This is a genomic window from Mycolicibacterium vaccae NBRC 14118 = CIP 105934, assembly GCF_001552715.1.
Classification (GTDB): Bacteria; Actinomycetota; Actinomycetes; order Mycobacteriales; family Mycobacteriaceae; genus Mycobacterium; species Mycobacterium vaccae.
Genome location: NZ_BCRS01000007.1, coordinates 25,322 through 47,298 on the forward strand (window position 1 = coordinate 25,322; position 21,977 = coordinate 47,298).

A 21,977-nucleotide genomic window follows, 5' to 3' on the forward strand; every position below is an offset into this window, starting at 1 on the left:
GCTATGTCTAGTCAATATGCCCAGGACCTCGGTTAAGCTCGATTCGTGCCGTCGGTGACCAGAAAGCCGCAGGCCGGTCGACAGGAGCGGCGCGAGCAGATCGAGCGTCGGCTACTCGAAGCGACCGACCGGCTGATGGCCGACGGCGCGAGCTTCACCGAACTCAGCGTCGACCGACTCGCCACCGAAGCAGGAATTTCGCGAGCGAGCTTCTACATCTATTTCGAGGACAAGGGTCACCTGCTGCGCCGGCTGGCATCACAGGTGTTCGGCGATCTCGCCGCAGCCGCACAGCGCTGGTGGTCGGTGACCGCCCGCCGCGACCCTTCCGACCTCCATGCCGCGATGACGGGAATCGTCGCCGCTTACCGGCGGCACCAACCGGTACTCGTGGCACTCAACGAGATGGCCCCCTACGATGCGGCGGTCGGCGAGACCTATAGCGAACTGCTCGCGGAGGTGAGCGAAAGCTTCAGAGCCGTGATCGTGGATGGCCAGAACGCGGGAACCATCCGGACGCAGCTTCCCCCGGAGACGACCGCCCACACGCTCGTGTTGATGGTCGAGCGGACGTGTCAGCAGAATCTGCCGTCCAAACCCTCGTCGTTCGACGCCGAGCTTGCGGATGTTCTTACCGAGATCGTTTGGGGCGCATTGTATCTCGCGCCAGCATCGCCCTAGACGGCGACGAGGTCGTCGGCGTGCACGGCCGGCCTGCGCATCTCGGCGGGCAGATCCGAGGTGGAACGGCCGAGCATGGTCGCCAACTCCGCGGCGTCGTAGGCCACCACGCCGCGGGCGATCATCGTGCCGTCCTGGTTGCGAAGCTCGACGACGTCTCCCCCGTAGAACCTGCCGGACACCGACGTGATACCGGCAGGAAGGAGCGAACGGCGCTGGCGTACCACGGCTCTCACCGCTCCGTCATCAAGGATCAACGCGCCGGAGGCTTCCGCGGCATAACGCACCCAGAACCGCCGGGCCGACATCCGCTCCTGACGCGGCGCGAACACCGTGCCCACCGAGGCGTCGTCGAGTGCGACAGCGGCATCTGAGGCCGCGGCCAGCAGCACCGGCACCCCGGCGTCGGCGGCCAACAGCGCCGAGGACAGCTTCGACACCATGCCGCCCGTGCCCAGATTGCTGCCCCGGCCGGCCGTCACGCCTTCGAGGTCATCGGGCCCGGCCACCTCGGGGATGAACCGCGCAGGGTTGTCCCGGTCCGCCTTGCGGGGATCACCGTCGTAGAGACCGTCGATGTCGGACAGCAGGATCAGCGCGTCGGCACCGACGAGTTGCGCCACCAGCGCGGAGAGCCGGTCATTGTCGCCGAACCGGATCTCGTTGGTGGCCACGGTGTCGTTCTCATTGACGATGGCCACCGCGTGCAACGCACGCAACCTGTCCAGGGTGCGCTGGGCGTTGTTGTGCTGCACCCGCATCGAGATGTCGTGAGCGGTCAGGAGCACCTGCCCCACGGTGCGCTGATACCTGCCGAACGCCGCGCTCCACGAATTCACCAGGGCGACCTGCCCGACGCTGGCCGCGGCCTGCTTGGTGGCCAGATCAGTCGGCCGCCGGGACAGGCCGAGTGGTTCGATGCCGGCCGCGATCGCCCCCGAGGACACGATCACCACATCCGAACCGGCCCGCATGCGGGCCTCGATGGCATCGGCCAGCGACTGCAGCCGGTTGTTGTCGAACACCCCCGACGGTGTCGTCAGCCCAGTGGTGCCGATCTTGACGACCACCGAGCGCGCCGTGCGGATCGCCTCCCGGTGGGCGCTCATTCTTCGGGTTCGCTCTGCCTGCGCGCCTTCCGTGCCGCCTTACGCTCGTCCGCCCCGACGCGGTCGGTCTGCTCCAGACGGATGTCGGTGCCGCGTCCCGACAGGTACACGTCGACGCCGGCGGGAGTCTGCGGCTCCCAGTCGAAGGTCATGTCGCCGATGGTCACCGCACATCCCGGTTTGGCGCCCAGTTTGATCAGCTCGTCCTCGACGCCGAGTCGAGCCAACCTGTCCCCGAGGTAGCCGACGGCTTCGTCGTTGTCGAAGTTGGTCTGGGCGACCCAGCGTTGCGGCCGGGTGCCCTTGACCACGAAACCGCCCTGGCCGTCGGGCTCGACGGAGAACGCGGTCTCGTCGACCGGGATCGGCCGGATCACCGGTCGGCGCGGCACCACCGCGGGCTGGCTGGCCCGGTAGGCGGCCACCATGTCCCACAGCGCGAACGTCAACGGCCGCAACCCTTCCCGGGTCACAGTCGAGATCTCGAACACCGGCCAGCCGAACTTCGTGGCGATGTCCTCGCGCAGGAAGTCGGCCAATTCGCGGGCGTCGGGGACATCGATCTTGTTCAGCACCACCGCGCGTGGGCGTTCGGCGAGGTCGCCCAGGATCGAATCGCCCTGCAGCGTCGGCGTGTACGCCGCGATCTCGGCTTCCAGCGCGTCGATGTCGGAGATGGGGTCGCGGCCGGGCTCCAGAGTCGCGCAGTCGACGACGTGCACGAGCACCGCGCAACGTTCGATGTGACGCAGGAAGTCCAGTCCCAGTCCACGGCCTTCCGACGCGCCCGGGATCAGCCCCGGGACGTCGGCGACGGTGTAGGTGTGTTCGCCGGCGGAGACGACACCGAGATTGGGCGCCAGCGTGGTGAACGGGTAGTCGGCGATCTTGGGCTTGGCGGCCGAGATCGCCGACACCAGTGAGGACTTGCCCGCCGACGGGAAACCCACCAGGCCCACATCGGCGACGGTCTTGAGCTCCAGGGTGAGATCACGGGCCTCGCCCTTCTCGCCGAGAAGGGCGAATCCGGGCGCCTTGCGCGCCCGCGAGGCCAGCGCTGCGTTTCCGAGCCCACCCCGGCCGCCTGCGGCGGCTTCGAAGCGGGTGCCGACACCAACCAGGTCCGCGAGGATCTGGCCCTGCTCGTCGAGCACGACGGTGCCGTCGGGGACCTTCACTTCCAGATCGGCGCCTGCGGCACCGTCCCGGTTGCTGCCTGCGCCCTGCTTACCGCTGGGCGCGACCACGTGCGGGTGGAAGTGGAAATCGAGCAGTGTGTGCACCTGGGGGTCCACGACGAACACGACGCTGCCGCCGCGCCCGCCGTTACCACCGTCGGGTCCACCGAGCGGCTTGAACTTCTCGCGGTGAACCGAGGCGCAGCCGTTGCCGCCGTTACCGGCCCGCGCGTGGATGACGACGCGGTCGATGAACCGAGGCATCGGAGGTCCTTTCCATAGCGAAATCTACGTTCTGTCGGCCTGACGCGAAGCCCGCCGCGAACGTGGATCTCGCGTGAAGGTCAGGCCTCGGAAGCCGCTCCGGCGGCGGCGTCGACCGACGGGCGGGTGACGCGCACGACGTTGACGGTCTTGCGGCCGCGCTTGCTGCCGAACTCGACCGCGCCGGGAGCCGTCGCGAACAACGTGTCGTCGCCGCCGCGGCCGACGTTCACGCCGGGGTGAAAGTGGGTGCCGCGCTGCCGCACCAGAATCTCGCCGGCCTTGACGACCTGGCCGCCGAACCGCTTGACGCCGAGCCGCTGCGCGTTCGAGTCACGACCGTTGCGTGAGCTGGAGGCGCCCTTCTTGTGTGCCATGTCTGTCGCTCCCGTCGTTACTTAATGCCGGTGACTTTGAGGACCGTCAGCTGCTGACGGTGACCCTGCCGCTTGTGGTAGCCGGTCTTGTTCTTGAACTTGTGGATGCGGATCTTGGGGCCCTTGGTGTGCTCAAGCACCTCACCGGTGACCGCGACCTTCTCCAGCGCCTTCGCGTCGGTGGTCACGTTCGCACCGTCGACGACCAGCGCGACCGGCAGCGAGACCGAGGCGCCGGGCTCGACGTCGAGCTTCTCCACCTTGACGATGTCGCCGGCCGCGACCTTGTACTGCTTGCCACCGGTCTTGACGATCGCGTACGTGGCTGTTTTGGCTGCCATCGCTAGGTATCTCCTGCTTTGCGTGCGGGCGCGCATCACCCGGGGTGTGCGTGCGGGTCTGGGTGGGATCTGATCCCGTCTCCGGCCCGCCGTGGCAGGCCCTGGAGACAACTGGTCAAGGGTACGTGACCAGCGGGTAGAGAATCAAACCGCGTCAGTCGTTACTGGGCGGACCAGCGGGTCGGGCCGCGGCGCGACGCCGATGCCTGCCCGCCGGACGAGCTGCGACGACCGGTTCCGGGTCCTCGTCCTCGTCCTCGTCCTCGTCAGAGTCCTCCTCGTCGTCGTCCTCATCGTCCGAATCATCGTCGTCGTCCGAATCGTCGTCGTCGGAGTCCTCGTCTGAGTCGTCGTCGGAATCGTCGTCGTCCTCGTCGAGCGGGTCGAGCGGGTCGATTTCGTCGTCGTCATCATCGTCGTCATCGTCGTCGACGAGGTCGATCTCGTCCTCGTCGTCCGAGTCCTCGTCGTCCGAGTCCTCGTCGTCCGATTCTTCGTCGTCCGATTCTTCGTCGTCTGATTCTTCGTCGTCGAAGTCGTCGTCGAGCTCGTCGTCGGTGCCGCGGCCGGTCGCCGTTACGGCGGCGTCGGCGTCGATCTCGGCGACCTCCTCCGGCGCCACGCCGGTGTCGTCGTCCTCGTCCTCGTCCTTGCCGTTGGCCGCGGCCATCGCCTTGAACATCGGATGTTCACCGGGCGAATGCGCCGGCACCTTGGGCACCTGGACTTCCTGCTCGGGCCGCGCGCCGCGCTTGCCCCGCTTGCTGCGGCGTCCGCCCCCGGAGGGTTCGGTCTTACGGTTGCCGGCGGAGCCCGACGAGGAGTCCACCGGGTCACCGTGCAGCACGATGCCGCGCCCTGCGCAGTGGCTGCACGTCGTCGAGAACGCCTCGATCAGGCCGGTGCCGAGCTTCTTGCGGGTCAGCTGCACCAGGCCCAGCGAGGTGACCTCTGAAACCTGGTGACGCGTGCGGTCGCGGGCCAGCGCCTCGGTGAGGCGGCGCAGCACCAGGTCGCGGTTGGACTCGAGCACCATGTCGATGAAGTCGATGACGATGATGCCGCCGATGTCGCGCAACCGCAGCTGCCGGACGATCTCCTCGGCAGCCTCGAGGTTGTTGCGCGTGACGGTCTGTTCGAGGTTGCCGCCGGAACCGGTGAACTTCCCGGTGTTGACGTCGACGACCGTCATGGCCTCGGTGCGGTCGATCACCAGGGTGCCGCCCGAGGGCAGCCACACCTTGCGGTCCATCGCCTTCGCGAGCTGCTCGTCGATGCGGTGCACGGCGAACACATCCGGCCCGTCGGATGAGGCGGGCTCGTACTTCGTCATCCGCGGGAGCAGCTCGGGGGCGACGGCGTTCACGTAGTCGGTGATCGTCTTCCAGGCGTCCTCGCCGGAGACGGTCAGACCGGTGAAGTCCTCGTTGAACAGGTCGCGGATCACCTTGACCAGCACGTCGGGCTCTTCGTAGAGCGCGACCGCGGCGCCGGCTTTCTTCTTGGTGATCTCCGCGGCCTTGGCTTCGATCTCGGTCCAGCGCTGCTGCAGGCGCTCCACGTCGGAGCGGATGTCCTCTTCCTTGACGCCTTCGGAGGCCGTCCGGATGATCACCCCGGCGTCGGACGGGACGACCTCGCGCAGGATCTCCTTGAGGCGCTGGCGCTCGGTGTCGGGAAGCTTGCGGCTGATGCCGGTCGACGAGGCGCCCGGCACGTAGACGAGGTAGCGGCCCGCCAGCGACACCTGGGTGGTCAGCCGGGCGCCCTTGTGCCCGACCGGGTCTTTGCTGACCTGGACCACGACATAGTCGCCTGGTTTGAGGGCCTGCTCGATCTTGCGCTGCGCACCGCCGAGGCCCGCGGCCTCCCAGTTGACCTCACCGGCGTAGAGCACACCGTTGCGGCCACGGCCGATGTCGACGAACGCCGCCTCCATCGACGGCAGCACGTTCTGCACGATGCCGAGGTAGATGTTGCCGACCAGCGACGCCGAGGCCGCCGAGGTGACGAAGTGTTCGACGACGACACCGTCTTCGAGCACCGCGATCTGCGTGTAGCGCGCACCCTCGTGCGGCGGTTCGGTGCGGACCTTGTCGCGGACCACCATCATCCGCTCCACCGCTTCCCGGCGGGCCAGGAACTCGGCCTCGCTCAGGATCGGGGGCCGACGCCGGCCGGCGTCACGGCCGTCCCTGCGCCGCTGCCGTTTGGCTTCCAGCCGGGTCGAGCCGCTGATCCCCTGGATCTCGTTGTCCGACGACGGCTTGTCGCCGCCCCGGTTCGACTTCCGCGGTTCACGTTCGTGGACGACGGTGTTCGGCGGATCGTCGGGCGATCCGCTGCTGTCGCCGTCATCGTCGGAGCCGGACTTGCGGCGGCGGCGACGGCGACGCCTGCGGGTGGTGCCGTCACCCCCGGAACCGTCGTCGTCGCTGCTGTCGTCGTCGGAGTCCTCGTCGGTCTCGGACTTGTCGGTGTCGGCGTCACCGTCGGTGTCGGCGTCCGCCGGTTCGTCGCCGTTCTGCTCGCCGCGACCGCGTCCACGTCCACGCCGACCACGCCTGCGGCGTTTGGCGGCAGGCCGGCCGGCCTGCTCGTCGTCGCCGTCGGAATCCGCACCGGAGTCGTCGTCAGAGTCGTCGTCGGAGTCCTCGGACTCGTCGTCACCGTCGTCGAAGTGGTCGTCGAAGCGCACCGGCTTGGGCGCGACGAACAGCGGCAGATAATCGGCCGGTTCGCCGGCCGGGGCGGCCGGGATCTCCAGGATCAGCCGGGACTCGGGCTCTTCTTCGACGGGCGGTGCAGTCTCGGGCTCGGGCGTTACCGCCTCGGGGGTCTCGGGAGCCTCGACCTGGGCAACCTCGGCAGCCTCGGGTTCGGCGACCTGGGGAACCTCGGGTTCGACCTGCGGGGCCTCGGGAATCTCAGGCTGCGAGGCCTCGGGAGCGTCCGGTTCGGGGGCGGCGAGCACCTCGCGCACCCGGTCGGCCTCCTCGCGACCGATCGTCGAGTGCGCGCTGCGGGCGCGGCCGTCGAGCTCGATCAGCGCGTCGATGATCCGCCTGCTGGTGGTGCCGAGCACCCGGGCCAGCGAATGGACCCTCAAGCGCTCAGGCGTCGGCGCGTCCTTGGGGGGCCCAGACGATTCTGCGGCGAGCCGGGGCTCTTCCGCGGGGTCGTGGGTCGGTGCCTGAAGATTTTCATTGTCGGCCACGTATTCTCCTCAAGCCCCCGGGCGCGTCATGGGCTGACGCGGCCACGCGAGGGCTTTTTGCGTTTGTATCCGGGCTAGCTGCTCCCGGACGTCCTATGGTCTTGCTCCGAGCGATCCCGGAGGAACGAACTCGGTGCCGGTCTGAATGATGGCTGGACGCTCCGCGCCCTCCCGCGGGTAAGCGGTGGTCGCGCTGTCGAAGTCTTCATTCGGATGGTCAGCCCGGGTTGTAAGGCCGATCACCCGCGACCAGTATCCCACACGCCGGAGAGTGCCCCGCGAACGCGGGGCCGCTCGGGTCGGGAGACTGTCAGAGGCCGGGGAACCAGAGGTCGATTTCGCGGGCGGCCGAATCCGCCGAATCCGACCCGTGCACCAGGTTGAACTGGGTCTCCAGGCCGAGGTCCCCGCGGATGGTGCCGGGGGTTGCCTTCTCGACGGGATCGGTCCCGCCGGCCAGCTGACGGAACGCCGCGATGGCCCGCGGGCCTTCCAGGACGGCCGCGACCACGGGCCCCGAAGTGATGAACTCCAGCAGCGACGGGAAGAACGGCTTCCCCTCGTGTTCGGCGTAGTGGGCGCGGGCGAGGTCGTCGCTGACGTTCTTCAGCTCCAGCGCAGCAATGGTCAGGCCTTTGGCTTCGATCCGGCCGATGATCTCGCCGATGAGGTGGCGCTGCACGCCGTCGGGCTTGATCAGGACGAGAGTTCGCTCAGTCACGACGCACAGACTAGTCGTCGCCCCGCTGCTGCCCGGGAAGCAGCCCTCGCTTCTGCCGGCGCAGCACCTCCGCACGCAGGTAGGCGATCAGCAGCCAGACCACCAGGAACAGCACACCGATGAAACCCACGCCCGGATAGAGCAGCCAGCCGGCGACGAGGATGAGCTGCACGCCCAGGTTGGCCCAGATCGCCCACGGACGTCCCTGCAGGCCCGCCATGAGCACGAGCAGCAGCGCGAAACCGACCACATAACCAGTGGAAACGGGGGTGAGCCCGGGCCCGACCGCGCCGACGACCGGCAGTGCGAGCAGCACGACGATGGCCTCCAGGATCAGAGTCCCCGCCATCACCCCCCGGAAGCTCTTCCACGGATCGGGCGGCTGCTGCGTCATGCGGGGTCCTTTCCGAACAGGGTCCGCGCGGCGCCCGCGGTGACGACAGAGCCGGTGATGACGATGCCGGCACCGCTGAGGCCCGCGCCGTCACCGTCGCTACCGGAATCCTCGACCAGCGCGGTGGCGGTCTCGATCGCGTCGGGCAGCGTGGACGCGGTGATCACGCGTTCGGGACCGAAGATCTCCTCGGCCTTGACCGCCAGCGCGGCCACCTCCAGCGCCCGCGGTGACCCGTTGTGGGTCACCACGATCTGGTCGAGCACAGGTTCGAGCGCGGCCAGGATCCCGTCCACGTCCTTGTCCCCCATCACCGAGACGACGCCGACGAGATACCGGAAGTCGAACTCGTCGCGCAGCGCCTCGGCAAGCGCCAGCGCCCCACCGGGGTTGTGTGCGGCATCGATGAAAACCGTTGGCGCACTGCGCATGCGTTCCAACCGGCCGGGTGAGGTGACGGCCGCGAAGCCGGCCCGCACCGCGTCCACGTCGAGTTGGCGGTCGGCTCCGGCGCCGAAGAACGCCTCGACGGCGGCAAGCGCCAGCACCGCGTTGTGCGCCTGATGTTCACCGTGCAACGGCAGGAAGATCTCTTCGTAGACGCCACCGAGCCCCTGCAACCGGAGCAGCTGCCCGCCGATGGCGACCTGACGGCCCAGCACCGCGAACTCCGAATCCTCGCGCGCCACAGCCGCATCCGAGCGCACCGCCTGGGCCAGCAGCACCTCCATGGCCTCGGGAACCTGCCGCGCCAGCACGGCGACGGTGTCGGTCGGCACCAGGTCGTCGGCCTGGCGGGTGATGATTCCGGCCTTCTCCCCGGCGATCTCGGCGATCGTGTCACCGAGGTAGTCGGTGTGGTCCACCCCGATCGGGGTGATGACCGCGACCGGTGCGTTCACCACGTTCGTCGCGTCCCAGCGACCACCGAGCCCGACCTCGACGACGGCGACGTCGATGGGCGCGTCGGCGAAAGCCGCGAACGCCATCGCGGTGACGACTTCGAACTTGCTCATCCTCGGGCCCGGCCCGTCACCGAGCACCCCTGCCTCGGACTGCTGGTCGACAAGCTCGACGAACGGCTCGATCTCCCGGTAGGTCTCGACATAGGCGGCCGGGCTGATCGGCTTGCCGTCGATGGAGATGCGCTCGACGGCGGACTGCAGATGCGGGCTGGTCGTGCGTCCGGTGCGCCGGTGCAGCGCGGTCAGCAACGAGTCGACCATCCTGGCGACCGAGGTCTTGCCGTTGGTCCCGGCGATGTGGATCGAGGGATACCCCCGCTGGGGTGACCCGAGCAGTTCCAGCAGCGCCGAGATCCGCGCCGTGCTGGGCTCGATCTTGGTCTCCGGCCACCGCTGGTCGAGCAGATGTTCGACCTGCAGCAGCGCGGCGACCTCGTCGGGCGTGGGTTCGGCCGGGCTCATCGTCGCCGCCCCGGCACGAGGGCGCTCATCGGGGCAGTCCGGCCAGGCGGGCGGTGATCCGGTCGACTTCCTCGCGCGCCACCTGCTGGCGTCCCCGGATCTTGTCGACCACCTCCGCGGGCGCCTTGCCCAGGAACGCGTCGTTGCCCAGCTTGGCGGTGGTGCCCGCCAACTCCTTCTCCGCGGCCGCCAGATCCTTCTCCAGACGGCGACGTTCGGCGGCCACATCGACGGTGCCCGAGGTGTCCACCTCGACCACCACCGTGCCACCCGACAGTCGCACCTCGACCGATGCGGACGCGGTGAAGCCCTCATCACCCTCGGTCAGCCAGGCCAGCGCGCGCACCGCCGGGACATGGGCGTCCAGACCCGCGGTGTCGATGCCGGACAACCGGGCAGGCACCCGCTGGCGGTCGGCCAGACCCTGATCGCTGCGGAACCGGCGCACCTCGGTGATCAACTTCTGGGTGTCGGCGATCCGTTGTGCGGCAGCCTGATCCAGCGCGTATCCGGTGGGCGTGGGCCAGTCCGCGACGACCAGTGACTCCACATTTCCCGTCGCTTCGCTCGCGCCGGCCCGCCCGGTCAGGGCCTTCCACAGCACCTCGGTGACGAACGGCATGACCGGGTGCAGAAGCTTGAGCAGCACATCGAGCACGGTGGCCAACACGGCCGTGGTGTGCGAGAAACCTTCACCCAGTTGCACTTTGGCAAGCTCGACATACCAGTCGCAGAACTCGTCCCAGGCGAAGTGGTACAGCGCCTCGCAGGCCCGACTGAACTCGTAGCCGTCCAGCGTCACATCCACCTCGGCGCGGACCTCTTCGAGCCGGCCGAGGATCCACCGGTCGGCGTCGGTCAGTTCGGCCACCGGCGGCAATGGCGCGGGGCTGGCGCCGTTGAGCAGCGCGAAGCGGGTCGCGTTGAACAGCTTGGTCGCGAAGTTGCGCGACGCGCGTGCGTGGTCTTCGCCGATGGCCAGGTCGCCGCCGGGGCTCGCGCCGCGGGCCAGCGTGAAGCGCAGCGCATCGGCGCCGAACTTCTCCACCCAGTCCAGCGGGTCGATGCCGTTGCCGCGGGACTTGCTCATCTTGCGGCCGAACTCGTCGCGGATCAGACCGTGCAGGAACACGTTCTCGAACGGCACCTGAGGGCGCGCGCTCTTCGTCGCCGCGTCACCGGTGATGGCGGGGTCGTCGCCGACGAAGGTGCCGAACATCATCATCCGGGCCACCCAGAAGAACAGGATGTCGTAGCCGGTGACCAGCACGGACGTCGGGTAGAACTTCGCCAGGTCGGCGGTGCGGTCGGGCCAGCCCATCGTCGAGAAGGGCCACAGCGCCGAGCTGAACCAGGTGTCCAGCACGTCCGGGTCCTGCTCCCAGCCCTCCGGCGGTGTCTCGTCGGGTCCGACGCAGACCGTCTCGCCGTTGGGGCCGTGCCAGATCGGGATGCGGTGACCCCACCACAGCTGGCGCGAGATGCACCAGTCGTGCATGTTGTCGACCCAGGAGAACCACCGCGGCTCCAGGCTCGCCGGATGAATCACGGTGTCGCCGTGACGAACCGCATCGCCTGCGGCCTTGGCCAGCGACTCCACCTTCACCCACCACTGCAGGCTGAGCCTGGGCTCGATCGGTTCGCCGCTGCGCTCGGAGTGCCCGACGCTGTGCAGATAGGGCCGCTTCTCGGCGACGATGCGGCCCTGCTCGGCCAGCGCCTCGCGGACCGCGACCCGCGCGGCGAAGCGGTCCATCCCGTCGAACTGGGTTCCGGTGTCGCAGATCCGGCCCTTGGTGTCGAGGATGGACGGCATCGGCAGCTGGTGACGCAGACCGATCTCGAAGTCGTTGGGATCGTGTGCAGGCGTGACTTTCACGGCGCCGGTGCCGAATTCGGGATCGACATGGGAGTCGGCGACGACGACGATGTCGCGGTCCAGGAACGGGTGCGGCAGCGTCGTGCCGACCAGCGATCGGTACCGGTCGTCGTCGGGGTGCACCGCGATAGCGGTGTCGCCGAGCATCGTCTCCAAGCGGGTGGTGGCCACCACGATGTGTGGTTGCGCGTCGTCCATCGAGCCGTATCGGAAGCTCACCAGCTCGCCCTCGACGTCCTCGTACTTCACCTCGAGGTCCGAGATCGCGGTCTCCAGCACTGGTGACCAGTTCACCAGCCGCTCCGCCTGGTAGATCAGGCCGGCGTCGTAGAGCCGTTTGAAGATGGTGCGTACGGCGCGGGACAGGCCCTCGTCCATCGTGAAGCGGTCGCGGCTCCAGTCCACGCCGTCGCCGAGCCTGCGCATCTGGGCGCCGATGGTGCCGCCCGACTCGCGCTTCCAGTCCCAGACCTTCTCGATGAACTGTTCGCGACCGAGGTCCTCCTTGGTCGTCCCGGCCGCCGCCAGTTGCTTCTCGACCAGGGTCTGGGTGGCGATGCCTGCGTGGTCCATGCCGGGCAACCAGAGCACCTCGTAGCCCTGCATGCGTTTGCGCCGGGTCAGCGCGTCCATCAGTGTGTGGTCCAGCGCGTGACCCATGTGCAGGCTGCCGGTGACGTTCGGCGGCGGCAGCACGATCGAGTACGGCGGCTTGTCGCTGGCGGGATCGGCGGTGAAGTAGCCCGCCTCGACCCAGCCGTCGTAGAGGTCTGCCTCGACCGCCCCCGGATCCCAGGACTTGGGCAGGGCGTCGAGCTCGGGGAGGCGCCGGGCGTCGTCGGCGGCATCGGGCTGGGAGGTCACCGAGCCATTCTAGGAAGCGTCCGCGGGCGGCTTCGTCCCGCCCGACGGGCGCAGGCCCGAATCGTGGCGGCCCGGTGGGGTCAGGTCAGCCGCGACACGTCCAGCGTCACCCCTGCGACGGGCAGCCGGTCGAGCAGTGCGTCGCCGATGGCCGCCGCCGGGGTGAGCACCCCGTGCAGGTCGGAGAGCTTGTCGCGGTCCAGGGCGAGGGCCAGGCCGCTCTCCCCGAGCAGCACCGACGTCGCCTTGTAGCCGGGATCGCCCTGTTGCGACATCCGCGCGACGTAGCGGGCGCCGGTGGACGTGGTGGCGTAGGTCTCGACGGTGTAGTGACCGCGTTCACGGGTCTGCTCGCTGGGGCCGGTACCGGGTTTGGGCAGCACCCGCTCCAGCGCCCCGCGGGGCACCCGGTTGAGGAATCGGCTGCCCAGGCCCATGGTCGCGACGTTGCCCGCGGTGGCCATCGCGGCGATCAGCGGCGCCCCGATCGAGCGGCCGGTGCTCATCTGCTCGGCGTACTCGAACCGCCGGCCGTAGGCGTAGTCGAGCAGCGCGTTGCTGCGCCGGACGATGCGGGTGTTGGGCAGCGCCATCGCGAAGGCACCGACCCAGTAGCCGTCGAGTTCGGGGGCGATCTCCCGGCCGCGCCGCCACCGCGCGTCGGGCTGGGCACCGAGTTCGGGCTCCGCGGCCCGGTCCGGGCTCAGCGTGTACGGGTCGTTGAGCAGCCGCCGCGCCTCGGGGTCCAAGGACGCCTCGCGGGCGAGTTCGGTCATCGATGCCACGGTGCCACCGGACACCCCGCCGGCGAACGCGCGCACGACGAAGTTGGTGTCCCCGAGATCGCCGGCGTCGTCACGCTGCGCCTGGCGGTGCAGCGCGAACACCGTGAGGTCCGAAGGAATCGAGTCGAAGCCGCAGGCGTGCACGATCCGGGCGCCGTTGTCGGCGGCCTGCGCGTGGTACTGGTCGATGCACCGGCGCACGAACAACGTCTCGCCGGTCAGGTCGGCGTAGTCGGTGCCCGCCGCGGCGCACGCAGCGACCAGTGGCAGGCCGTACCGCAGGTAGGGACCCACTGTCGTGACCACGACCCGGGTGCTGGCCGCCACCTCGTTCAGCGTGGACGGCTGCGAGGCGTCGGCGACGATCAACGGCCAGTCCTGCGCGGGCTCCCCCAGCGAGTCACGCACCGCCATCAGCCGGTCAGCAGACCGGCCCGCCAGCGCGATGCGGGCGCCCGTGCCTGCCGCGGCGAGGTACTTCGCGGTCAGCTTCCCGACGAATCCGGTGGCTCCGTAGACCACGAGGTCGTGTTCGCGGTCGCGGGCTTCTTCGCTCATGGCAACCGACGCTACCCGAGGATTTTCGGGCGGCTCACGTCCCGCCGAGCACCCCGGGGTGCCGTCGTCGGCGAGGTGAGTGGAGCTCGCGGGCGTCAGCGGACGCGGTAGGGCCCCCGCTTCGCTGCGACGCGGACCGGAAGGTGCACCAGACCACGCATCAGCGTGCTCGGCCGGTATGTCAGCGGTTCGTCCTGCACCAGTTCGATGTGGTTGAACCGCGACAGCAGCCGGTCGAGTGCGATCTGGGCTTCCATCCGGGCCAGCGGCGCCCCGATGCAGTGGTGGATGCCGTGACCGAAGGCCAGATTCCGGTTGTCGGTACGGAAGATGTCGAACAGGTCGGCATTGCGGAACTGCCGTTCGTCGTGATTGGCCCCCAACAACGCGATCATCACCAGCTCACCTGCCGGTATCTGGGTGCCGCCGACGGTCACCGGCGCACTGGTGTAGCGCACGGTCGCGGTGTTGAGCGGACTCTCGTACCGCAGTGTCTCTTCCACCGCGGCGGGCAGCAGGGACCTGTCCTCACGCAGAGCCGCCAACTGTGCCGGATGACGCAGCAGTGCCAGCACGGCGTTGGCGATCAGGTTCACCGTCGTCTCGTAGCCGGCGGTGATCAACAGGAACGCCGTGCCCAGCAGCTCCTGCTCACTGAGCTGATCGCCGTGGTCGCGCAGGTGGACGAGATGGCCGAGCACATCGTCGGACTGCTGTTCCCGCTTGGCTGCGATGATCGTCTGCAGCAGCTCCGTCAGTTCCGTTTGCGCACGGGCCATCTCCTCCGGACTGCTGGTGCTGAAGACGGGCATGACCAGTGAGGAGAACCGCGTGTCCGCCGGGACGCCGAGCAGTTCACCGATCACCCGAATCGGCAACGGCAGCGCCAGAGATTGCATCAGATCGACTCGGCCCGGGGACCTTTCGGCCATCGCGTCGAGCAGTTCGTCGGCGATGCCCGCGATGGTCGGACGCAACCGGCGCACCGAACGCGCGGTGAACGCCGCACTGACGAACCGGCGCAACCGCGTGTGGTCGGGCGGGTCCCGGAACAGCATGTTGTCGCCCAGCACTGAGCCGATGGTGGTGGATCCCGGCGGGAACAGACCGCTCGCGGTGACATTGTTCTTCTTCAGCCGCGGATCATTGAGCAGACTGCGAGCCTCGGCGTAGGAAGTGACCAACCAGGCCTCGGCGCCATTCAACAGGCGTACCCGATGCACCGGCCCCTGTCGGCGCAGCCGGGCATAGGTCGCGTGCGGGTTCTGGATGAACGACTCCCCCAGTGTCAGCACGGCCCGGTCGTATTGCTCGTCTTCACGCTGCACGCTCACGGTGTCGATCCTGGCGACGGCACACCCGCCTGCCCAGGCAGACTTCTTCCTAGCACCGCCACGGCTACCCTTCGCTGATCCCGTCACCTGCGGTCGAACGGACGCGGAATGGCATTGCCGGACATGACTTCACGCCGAATTAACACACCTTGACCGAGGGGACACATTTGCCAGATTAGCGTCAAGGCGTCGTACACCCTCAGTACCTCGAGAACACTGAGATTAAACAGTGTTCCCGGGAGCCCACCCCAACAAGCTCGGCGGAGGTCCCTTTGACACCTGAAGTCGAGGACGCATTGTCGTCCATGGCCGCAGTCAACAACGAGTTCTTCTATTGGATGTCGATCGCGTTGATGATGCTCATCCACGCAGGCTTCCTCGCCTACGAGATCGGTGCTTCGCGGTCGAAAAACGTCCTGGCCACGGCGATGAAGAATCTGCTGGCGCTGGCGACCATCATCGCGTCGTTCTACTTCGTCGGCTGGTTCCTCTACAACGCGATGCCCAGTGGCTTCATCGAGATGACCGATGCCGCAAGGGCCGCGTTGCCGTGGAGCGACAACATGGGCCCCAACGTGCAGGATCCCGCCAGCGGCATCTTCTGGGGCGCCTTCGCGTTGTTCGCCGCGACCACCGGTTCGATCATGTCCGGTGCGGTGCTGGAACGGATTCGGACCAGCGGATTCCTGGTGCTGACGGTGTTCGTGGGTTCGGTGACATGGATCATCGGTGCCGCCTGGGGCTGGCACGGCGCCGGCTGGATGCTCACCCAGCTGGGCTTCCACGACGTCGGGGCCGCCGGCTGCGTGCACATGATCGCCGGCTTCGGCGCCCTGGGCATCCTGATCAACCTCGGGCCGCGCATCGGGCGTTTCCTGCCGGACGGCACCGCCGTGACCATCCGGCCGCACAACCTCCCGCTGACCATGCTCGGCCTGATGCTGATCTTCACCGGGTTCTTCGGCTTCCTGATGGGGTGTGTGATTTACGGCGCCAATGGCTTCGCCACCATCTACGCGAGCCCGACCACGTTGTCGGCGTTTGCCTTCAACACGTTGATGGGTCTGGCAGGCGGCATCATCGGCGCGTACATGACGTCGCGGGGTGAACCGTTCTGGACCATCTCCGGCGGCCTGGCCGGGGTCATCGGCGTGGCGTCCGGCATGGACCTCTACCACCCGGCGCTGGCGTTCGTCATCGCCCTCGGCGCCGGTGCGCTGATCCCCTACATCGGCAAGCTTCTCGAGAAGTTCAGGATCGACGACGTGGTCGGCGCGGTCGCCGTGCACGGCGGGGTGGGCCTCTACTCGATTCTGATGGTGGGCATCTTCCTGCACGGCTACCCCAACACCGACGGCAACCCGTCGGTCTCCTTCTGGGGCCAGGCCGTCGGGGCGTTGACCTTTGCGGCTTTGGGCTTCATCCCCACTTTCCTGCTGTCGATGGGGCTCAAGAAGGTTGGGCTGCTACGGATTCCGCCCGAGGTCGAGGAGCAGGGTCTCGACCTCAGCGAGGTCCCGGCCACGCCGTACCCCGAAGGCACACCGGTGACGGTGATGGCCACCAACGGCAAGATTCTCGTCGTCGAGGAGGCGAAGTAGATGTTCAGTCCCATCGATAGCTATGACGACGCCGGCGTGGTGTTCACCTTCGGCGGCTATTCGCTCGGCGTGTGGATCGTGTTCCTGCTCGCTGTGGTGTTGTTCATCGGGTTCTTCGTCCGGATGATCCAGCACGAGAACAGCGCGTACAAGGCGATCATCGAGCACAAGCCGGTCGAACCGGGGCCCGCGGCCGAAGGCGAGCCGACGGCCTACTGACGTCAACCCACGAAATCGCCCGGATCCGAAAAGGATCCGGGCGATTTTGTGTCTGCTCAGCCGGCGTCGCGCAGCCAGGACACCGCGCGGTCCCGGTAGGCGATGATGCCCTTGTAGTCGGCGATGTCGTCCGGCAGGTCGGCCAGCACCGCGGCGGTACGCTGCCGCCACGGCGCATAGGCAGCCAGGTCGGCCAACGGCAGCAGGTAGGTCCGGATCAGGAAACAGATCGACCCCGACTCGGGCAGCCGGATCAGGTGCTGCACCTCGACACGCAGATGCACCAGGCGGCCGAACTGTTCTTCCGGGACGGCCTGGATCGTCGTCCGGTCCGGCCCCCACTCGGGATAGCGCTCGGTCGAAACATCAAGGCGGCGGCCGACTGTCAGCGTCCAGTTGGTACGCCGGTAGGTCTCCCCCGGCTGCAGCCGCATCAGGAACTCACGGGCCCGGGTGATCACCCCCGTCTCACGCAGCCGCGGGACCGGACCGTGAATCTCCAGGAACGTCATGCCCACGTCGAAGCCGAACGACCAGTCGGCGGCGAACGTCACCACACCGGCATCGCCGAACAGATCGCCGTCGCGCTGATCGAGCAGCACGATGTCCTCCTGCACCTGGCTTGCGATGTAGGCCAGCGGCTCGGCGGGCAGGGACGCGTCGTCACCGAGGACGAAGTCCTGGCGCACACCGAGCCGGTCGTTGCGCCAGCGCCAGCCCGCGCCGTGCCGCTGCAACGACATGGTGTCGGGATAGCTGGTGGCCATCTCGCGCATCAACGTCAGCATCGCGTCCCAGCACGCGGGCCTCATGTGCGGCAGCACGGCGTACCGGCTCGGGTCTTCGGCCAGAATCGTTGCGCGCTCGCCGAGTTCATCCTCGTACTGGCTGTCGATGTCGATGACCCGTTCGCCCCAGCGCCCGGCCGGGGTCGGCACGGCCGCTCCGGCCGGTTCCACGTTCGTGCTGTACCGGTACTCGTCGGCGGCGAAGGGAAACGGAAACGTCTTGATCAGATCGGGTGCCGAAATCACAGTGCCAACTCCAGAGTCTCGCCGTGGGCCCGCGACACACACGGCATGATCGAATCGCCCGCGCGTTTCTCGTCGTCGGTGAGGTACAGGTCGCGGTGGGCGATCACACCGCGCGACACCGGGATCCGGCACTCCCCGCACACGCCCCGCCGGCACAGGTTGGGCACGTCGACCCCGCGGCTTTCCAGCGCATCGAGCAACGAGACGCCGGCGTCGACGGTGAACTCCTCGGTATCGGTGGACAGCCGCACCGTGAACGGTTCACCCGGGTCGAGCGCGTCGGCCCCGAAGTGTTCGACGTGCACCCGGCTCGCCGGCCAGCCGAGCTCGGCCGCGCCCGCGGTGACGAACTCGATGAACGAGCGCGGGCCGCAGATGTAGAGGTGGGTTCCCATCGGCTGATCGGCCAGCGCAGAGAACAATTCGGTGACGAAATCCGCACGCACGGTGTGGATCGAGGCGTGCGCGGTGAGTTCCCGGACGGTGTCGACGTAGGCGTGCCGCCCCGGCCGATGGAGGTAGAGCAGCCGGGTGTCGCGTCCCCACCGCCTGGAACTGCGCAGATGCGACACCATCGGGGTGATGCCGATCCCGGCCGCCACCAACAGATGTCGATGCGCGCGCAGCACCGGGGCGAATGCGCTGCGCGGCGGGCGCGCCGCCACGGTGTCACCGACCGCGAGCTCCTCGTGGATCCACCGGGATCCGCTCGGTGCGCCGTCGGCCCCCGCGCGCAGCACCGAGATCACATAGGTGTCCGGGCTGATCCCGTCACCGGTCAGCGAGTACGCGTTGGCCGGCGCGCCCCGTCCGCCGCACTCGATCACGAGGTGGCTGCCGGGGGTGAACGACGGCAGCGGCGCGTCGTCCGGGTGGCGCAGCGTCAGGGTCCGGATGTCGGCGATCGTGTCGTCGATCGCCGCCACCACGAGCTTCAGCGTGGTCATCACACCGCCTGCTTCTCGGCGTCTACCATGTACCCCAGGTGGGCGCCCTGACGTCGCGAAACGTGGTAGTGCACAAGCAGGTTCCGCTGGCAGCCGGAGCAGACCACAACGTCTTCCAGCTCCACGGCCGCGACGGTGACGGCTCGGCAGTGCACGCACTGCACCGCGCGCCGGGTCACGTCGGTGGAGGCCACGGTCAGCTCGTCGTCGGCGACACCGGCCGCGACGGCCGCGGCCCGCAGCCGCAGACAGGACACCGCCGGCCCGGCCATCATCAGCCGCCAGCCGACCCGGGCCGTGGCGAGATCGGCGCGCAACGCCTCGCCGGCCGGACCGTCGGCGGGGCCGTCGGGGAACTCGTGCAGCCGGACGTTGGATTCGGCTCCGGCGGAGGCGATCTCCTCGCACCACCGCTGCGCGGCCTGCTCTCCCGCGGCGCCGAACGCGATGATTGTCCAGGAGCGTCCGGTGAGATCGGCGCCTGGACGGGTCTCGCCGGTCGCCCAGACGGGAACGCTGGTCAGTTCCAGCGCAGGTCTCATGCCACCTCCAGTAAACCGACAGTCGACAGTGTTACCTTTCAGGAAACCAGCTGTGCGTTTCGCGGATGTGACCGTGCTGTCTCGTCCACTTGACGGCCGCGTGGTTAAGGTCGGTGCATGCCGGCGCACACCCTCGTGATCGGCGCGGGCATCGCCGGGCTCGCCACGGCGGTGGCGCTGCGCGGCTGCGGGCACGACGTCACCGTGATCGAACAACGCACCGACATCCGTTCGGGTGCGGGGATCAGCATCTGGCCGAACGCGCTGGCCGCACTCGACCGGATCGGGCTGGGCGACAGCGTGCGGCAGGCCGGCGGGCAGGTCGCCGCCGGGGCGATCCGATGGCGGGACGGCTCGTGGTTGCGCCGCCCCTACGCGGAACGGATGGTGCACGCACTCGGCGAACCTCTGGTCGTCGTGCGCCGGTCGGCACTGACCGACATCCTCGTGGGCGCCCTCCCGCCGGGTGCGGTGCGGACCGGGACGGCGGCCGCCGCACTGTCGATCCGCGAGGCGTCCGTGCGCGTCACGCTGTCCGACGGGACCACCCGCGATGCCGATGCCGTGGTCGGTGCCGACGGCGTGAACTCGGTGGTCGCCCGCACTCTCAACGGGCCACTGCCCAGCCGCTATGTCGGATACACCGCCTGGCGCGGCGTCGCGGCCTTCCCATTGGATCCGGAGCTGGCCGGAGAGACCATCGCTGCGGGCACGCAGGTCGGCCATGTTCCGCTGGGCCCGGAGCACACCTACTGGTTCGCCACCGAACGCACGGCCGAGGGCGGTAGGGCGCCCGGCGGCGAACACGCCTATCTGACCTCGAAGTTCTCCGGGTGGGCCGAGCCGATCCCCGCGTTACTGGCCGCGACGGACCCCGCCCAGGTGCTGCGCAACGATCTGTACGACCGCGCCCAACCCCGGCGCTGGTCGACCGGACCCGCGGTGATCGTCGGCGACGCCGCACATCCGATGCGCCCGCACCTGGGCCAGGGCGGGTGTCAGGCGCTGGAGGACGCACCGATTCTGGCGAGGTTCGTCGAGCTGTGCCCGGATCTCGCGACCGCCTTCGACAGGTTCGGGGCGTTCCGCCGACGACGGGTGCGCCCGCTGGTGCGCGAGGCCGCCGCGATCGGCCGGGTCGTCAACATGCGGCCGACGGTGCTCAGCGGCGTGGCCGGCCGGGCGACCGCGGTGATCCCGGAGAAAGTCATGACCCGTCACCTGGCTTCGATCGCAGCCGGCTCCGCGTTCGTCCTGCCGACCGCCGCGAACGCCGCCGGCTGACACCGCTCAGCGCGCTGAGCGCGGGGTGAACAAGGCGGTGCACATCTTGCGGAGGTCCAGGACGCCGCCGAAGACCGAGGTGGGCATCGTGGCGCAGCCGTTGGCCCGGCCGGTCGTCGAGGCGGGCACCGTGGCCGGTGCCGCAGGCGCCTGATTGCCCCACACCTGCGCGGCCAGGCCCTTGGCGCCGCACTTCGGCCATGCCTTCAGGCCCTGGGTGCGCAGCACGTTCTCGGCCACGCGGATCTGCTCGTGCCGAGGCGCGCGGGCCGGGTCGCCGACTCCACCGTTGGCCGACCAGGTGGCCGGCTTGAACTGCAGCCCGCCGAAGTGCCCGTTGCCGGTGTTGATCGCCCAGTTGCCGCCCGATTCACACTGCGCGATCGCGTCCCAGTTGACGGTGTCGGCGTGCGCGGTGGCTGTGGTGCCCTCCAGCGCCATCGGCACGACGGCCAGGGCTCCGGAGATCGCGGCGGCCAGGAGGCCCTTGTTGACTGCGGTACGAACGTTCATCTCTGCGGTCCTTCCCCGACCGTTGCGACTCAAGGCCCGCGGTGAACGCCGTGCTCTTCACGATGCGGTTACCTGCACTGTCGAGTGACGCGGATCACCTGTTACCGATGAGGGGAAAGTTTTAACAGTTGCTTATCTGACGTAAGAGGCCTCTGAGAAGAACGTGGCCCTTGGGGACGGAACCCCGACAGACACCGACAAACGACAAGGGCGGCGCCGATAGTCTCGGCACCGCCCCTGTAGGTCGTCTGCGATCAGCCGCGCTTGCCGCAGGTCGGCCACGCGCCGATGCCCTGCGACTGCAGGACATTGTTGGCAACCCGGATCTGCTCCTCACGGCTGGCGTGGTGCGGAGAGCCCGAACCGCCGTTGGAGCGCCAGGTGCCCATCGTGAACTGCAGGCCGCCGTAGTAACCGTTGCCGGTGTTGATCGCCCAGTTGCCGCCCGATTCACACGCAGCCACAGCGTCCCAGTTGACGCCGTCCGCATTCGCGGTGCCGGTCGCCAGAGCCATGGGTGCGAGCGCGAGCGCCCCGGCGAAGGTGGCCAGCCCAAACGTCTTGCGGATCTTCTTCAACTTCTGTCCTTTCGCCGAGCGCGCGCCGAAGACACCCACGGGCACGTCGTGCCGTAGGGATGCGGTGCCTGCAGTACAGGCGGTGGATGGGTTGTGCCGTCTCGGTCAGGCACAACAGGGGAGGCCACCT

General features: G+C 68.6%; 20 protein-coding genes. 4 read left to right on the forward strand and 16 right to left on the reverse strand.

Translation table 11 applies throughout. From position 1 onward, the window contains the following. Window positions 1–45: 45 nt before the first annotated feature. Window positions 46–681 (forward strand): TetR/AcrR family transcriptional regulator, encoded by a 636-nt coding sequence (locus tag MVA01S_RS02610; RefSeq protein WP_003928430.1) that lies wholly within the window; start codon window positions 46–48, stop codon window positions 679–681. On the opposite strand, the gene proB is transcribed toward MVA01S_RS02610, so the two are convergent. From proB to MVA01S_RS02665, 11 genes are all read right to left on the reverse strand, one after another. Then, entirely contained in the window at window positions 678–1,790 is a 1,113-nt protein-coding gene (gene proB / locus MVA01S_RS02615; RefSeq protein WP_003928429.1) for a glutamate 5-kinase, read from the reverse strand. The genes MVA01S_RS02610 and proB overlap by 4 nt on opposite strands. After that, entirely contained in the window at window positions 1,787–3,232 is a 1,446-nt protein-coding gene (gene obgE / locus MVA01S_RS02620) for a GTPase ObgE (protein ID WP_003928428.1), read from the reverse strand. Before obgE ends, proB begins: the two co-directional genes overlap by 4 nt. An 80-nt stretch (window positions 3,233–3,312) precedes the next feature. Continuing rightward, window positions 3,313–3,609: a 50S ribosomal protein L27 gene (rpmA, locus tag MVA01S_RS02625; protein WP_003928427.1), complete on the reverse strand. Its 297-nt coding sequence runs from the start codon at window positions 3,607–3,609 to the stop codon at window positions 3,313–3,315. A 17-nt stretch (window positions 3,610–3,626) separates the two neighbouring features. After that, window positions 3,627–3,950, reverse strand: coding sequence for a 50S ribosomal protein L21 (gene rplU / locus MVA01S_RS02630; protein WP_003928426.1), 324 nt, complete (start codon window positions 3,948–3,950; stop codon window positions 3,627–3,629). 154 nt (window positions 3,951–4,104) lie between these two features. Beyond that, window positions 4,105–7,167 (reverse strand): ribonuclease E, encoded by a 3,063-nt coding sequence (rne, locus tag MVA01S_RS02635; RefSeq protein WP_040539747.1) that lies wholly within the window; start codon window positions 7,165–7,167, stop codon window positions 4,105–4,107. Window positions 7,168–7,477: 310 nt separating this feature from the next. Further along, window positions 7,478–7,888, reverse strand: coding sequence for a nucleoside-diphosphate kinase (gene ndk / locus MVA01S_RS02640; RefSeq protein WP_003928424.1), 411 nt, complete (start codon window positions 7,886–7,888; stop codon window positions 7,478–7,480). 10 nt (window positions 7,889–7,898) lie between these two features. Further along, window positions 7,899–8,282, reverse strand: coding sequence for a DUF4233 domain-containing protein (locus MVA01S_RS02645; RefSeq protein WP_003928423.1), 384 nt, complete (start codon window positions 8,280–8,282; stop codon window positions 7,899–7,901). Continuing rightward, window positions 8,279–9,709, reverse strand: a complete 1,431-nt coding sequence (gene folC / locus MVA01S_RS02650) for a bifunctional tetrahydrofolate synthase/dihydrofolate synthase (protein WP_003928422.1) — start codon at window positions 9,707–9,709, stop codon at window positions 8,279–8,281. The genes MVA01S_RS02645 and folC overlap by 4 nt, the downstream gene beginning before the upstream one ends. A 25-nt stretch (window positions 9,710–9,734) precedes the next feature. After that, entirely contained in the window at window positions 9,735–12,452 is a 2,718-nt protein-coding gene (locus MVA01S_RS02655; RefSeq protein ID WP_003928421.1) for a valine--tRNA ligase, read from the reverse strand. 80 nt (window positions 12,453–12,532) lie between these two features. After that, entirely contained in the window at window positions 12,533–13,795 is a 1,263-nt protein-coding gene (locus MVA01S_RS02660; RefSeq protein WP_003928420.1) for a saccharopine dehydrogenase family protein, read from the reverse strand. A gap of 95 nt (window positions 13,796–13,890) precedes the next feature. Further along, window positions 13,891–15,129 (reverse strand): cytochrome P450 family protein, encoded by a 1,239-nt coding sequence (locus MVA01S_RS02665; RefSeq protein ID WP_003928419.1) that lies wholly within the window; start codon window positions 15,127–15,129, stop codon window positions 13,891–13,893. Window positions 15,130–15,401: 272 nt separating this feature from the next. Between MVA01S_RS02665 and MVA01S_RS02670 the strand changes: the two genes are divergently transcribed. Continuing rightward, the gene (locus MVA01S_RS02670) at window positions 15,402–16,730 is read left to right on the forward strand and encodes an ammonium transporter (RefSeq protein ID WP_040539745.1); all 1,329 of its coding nucleotides are present in this window, start codon (window positions 15,402–15,404) and stop codon (window positions 16,728–16,730) included. After that, window positions 16,731–16,949, forward strand: coding sequence for a hypothetical protein (locus MVA01S_RS02675; protein WP_003928417.1), 219 nt, complete (start codon window positions 16,731–16,733; stop codon window positions 16,947–16,949). A gap of 56 nt (window positions 16,950–17,005) precedes the next feature. Here MVA01S_RS02675 and MVA01S_RS02680 read toward each other — a convergent pair whose 3' ends face one another. From MVA01S_RS02680 to MVA01S_RS02690, 3 genes are read right to left on the reverse strand one after another with little or no spacing between them, the layout of a single operon-like run. Next, on the reverse strand, window positions 17,006–17,983 hold the full coding sequence (locus tag MVA01S_RS02680; protein WP_003928416.1) for a heme-dependent oxidative N-demethylase family protein: 978 nt from the start codon (window positions 17,981–17,983) through the stop codon (window positions 17,006–17,008). Next, entirely contained in the window at window positions 17,980–18,930 is a 951-nt protein-coding gene (locus MVA01S_RS02685) for a PDR/VanB family oxidoreductase (protein WP_003928415.1), read from the reverse strand. The genes MVA01S_RS02680 and MVA01S_RS02685 overlap by 4 nt, the downstream gene beginning before the upstream one ends. Beyond that, window positions 18,930–19,472: a dimethylamine monooxygenase subunit DmmA family protein gene (locus MVA01S_RS02690; RefSeq protein ID WP_003928414.1), complete on the reverse strand. Its 543-nt coding sequence runs from the start codon at window positions 19,470–19,472 to the stop codon at window positions 18,930–18,932. The genes MVA01S_RS02685 and MVA01S_RS02690 overlap by 1 nt, the downstream gene beginning before the upstream one ends. Before the next feature lie 117 nt (window positions 19,473–19,589). On the opposite strand from MVA01S_RS02690, the gene MVA01S_RS02695 reads away from it, so the two are divergent. Next, a complete protein-coding gene (locus tag MVA01S_RS02695) occupies window positions 19,590–20,756 on the forward strand; it encodes an FAD-dependent oxidoreductase (RefSeq protein WP_003928413.1) in 1,167 nt (388 codons plus the stop codon). A gap of 6 nt (window positions 20,757–20,762) precedes the next feature. Here MVA01S_RS02695 and MVA01S_RS02700 read toward each other — a convergent pair whose 3' ends face one another. Together MVA01S_RS02700 and MVA01S_RS02705 are read right to left on the reverse strand one after the other, a co-directional pair. Next, on the reverse strand, window positions 20,763–21,269 hold the full coding sequence (locus MVA01S_RS02700) for a transglycosylase family protein (protein WP_003928412.1): 507 nt from the start codon (window positions 21,267–21,269) through the stop codon (window positions 20,763–20,765). A 254-nt stretch (window positions 21,270–21,523) separates the two neighbouring features. Next, the gene (locus tag MVA01S_RS02705) at window positions 21,524–21,847 is read right to left on the reverse strand and encodes a transglycosylase family protein (RefSeq protein ID WP_040539897.1); all 324 of its coding nucleotides are present in this window, start codon (window positions 21,845–21,847) and stop codon (window positions 21,524–21,526) included. Between the last annotated feature and the right edge of the window lie 130 nt (window positions 21,848–21,977).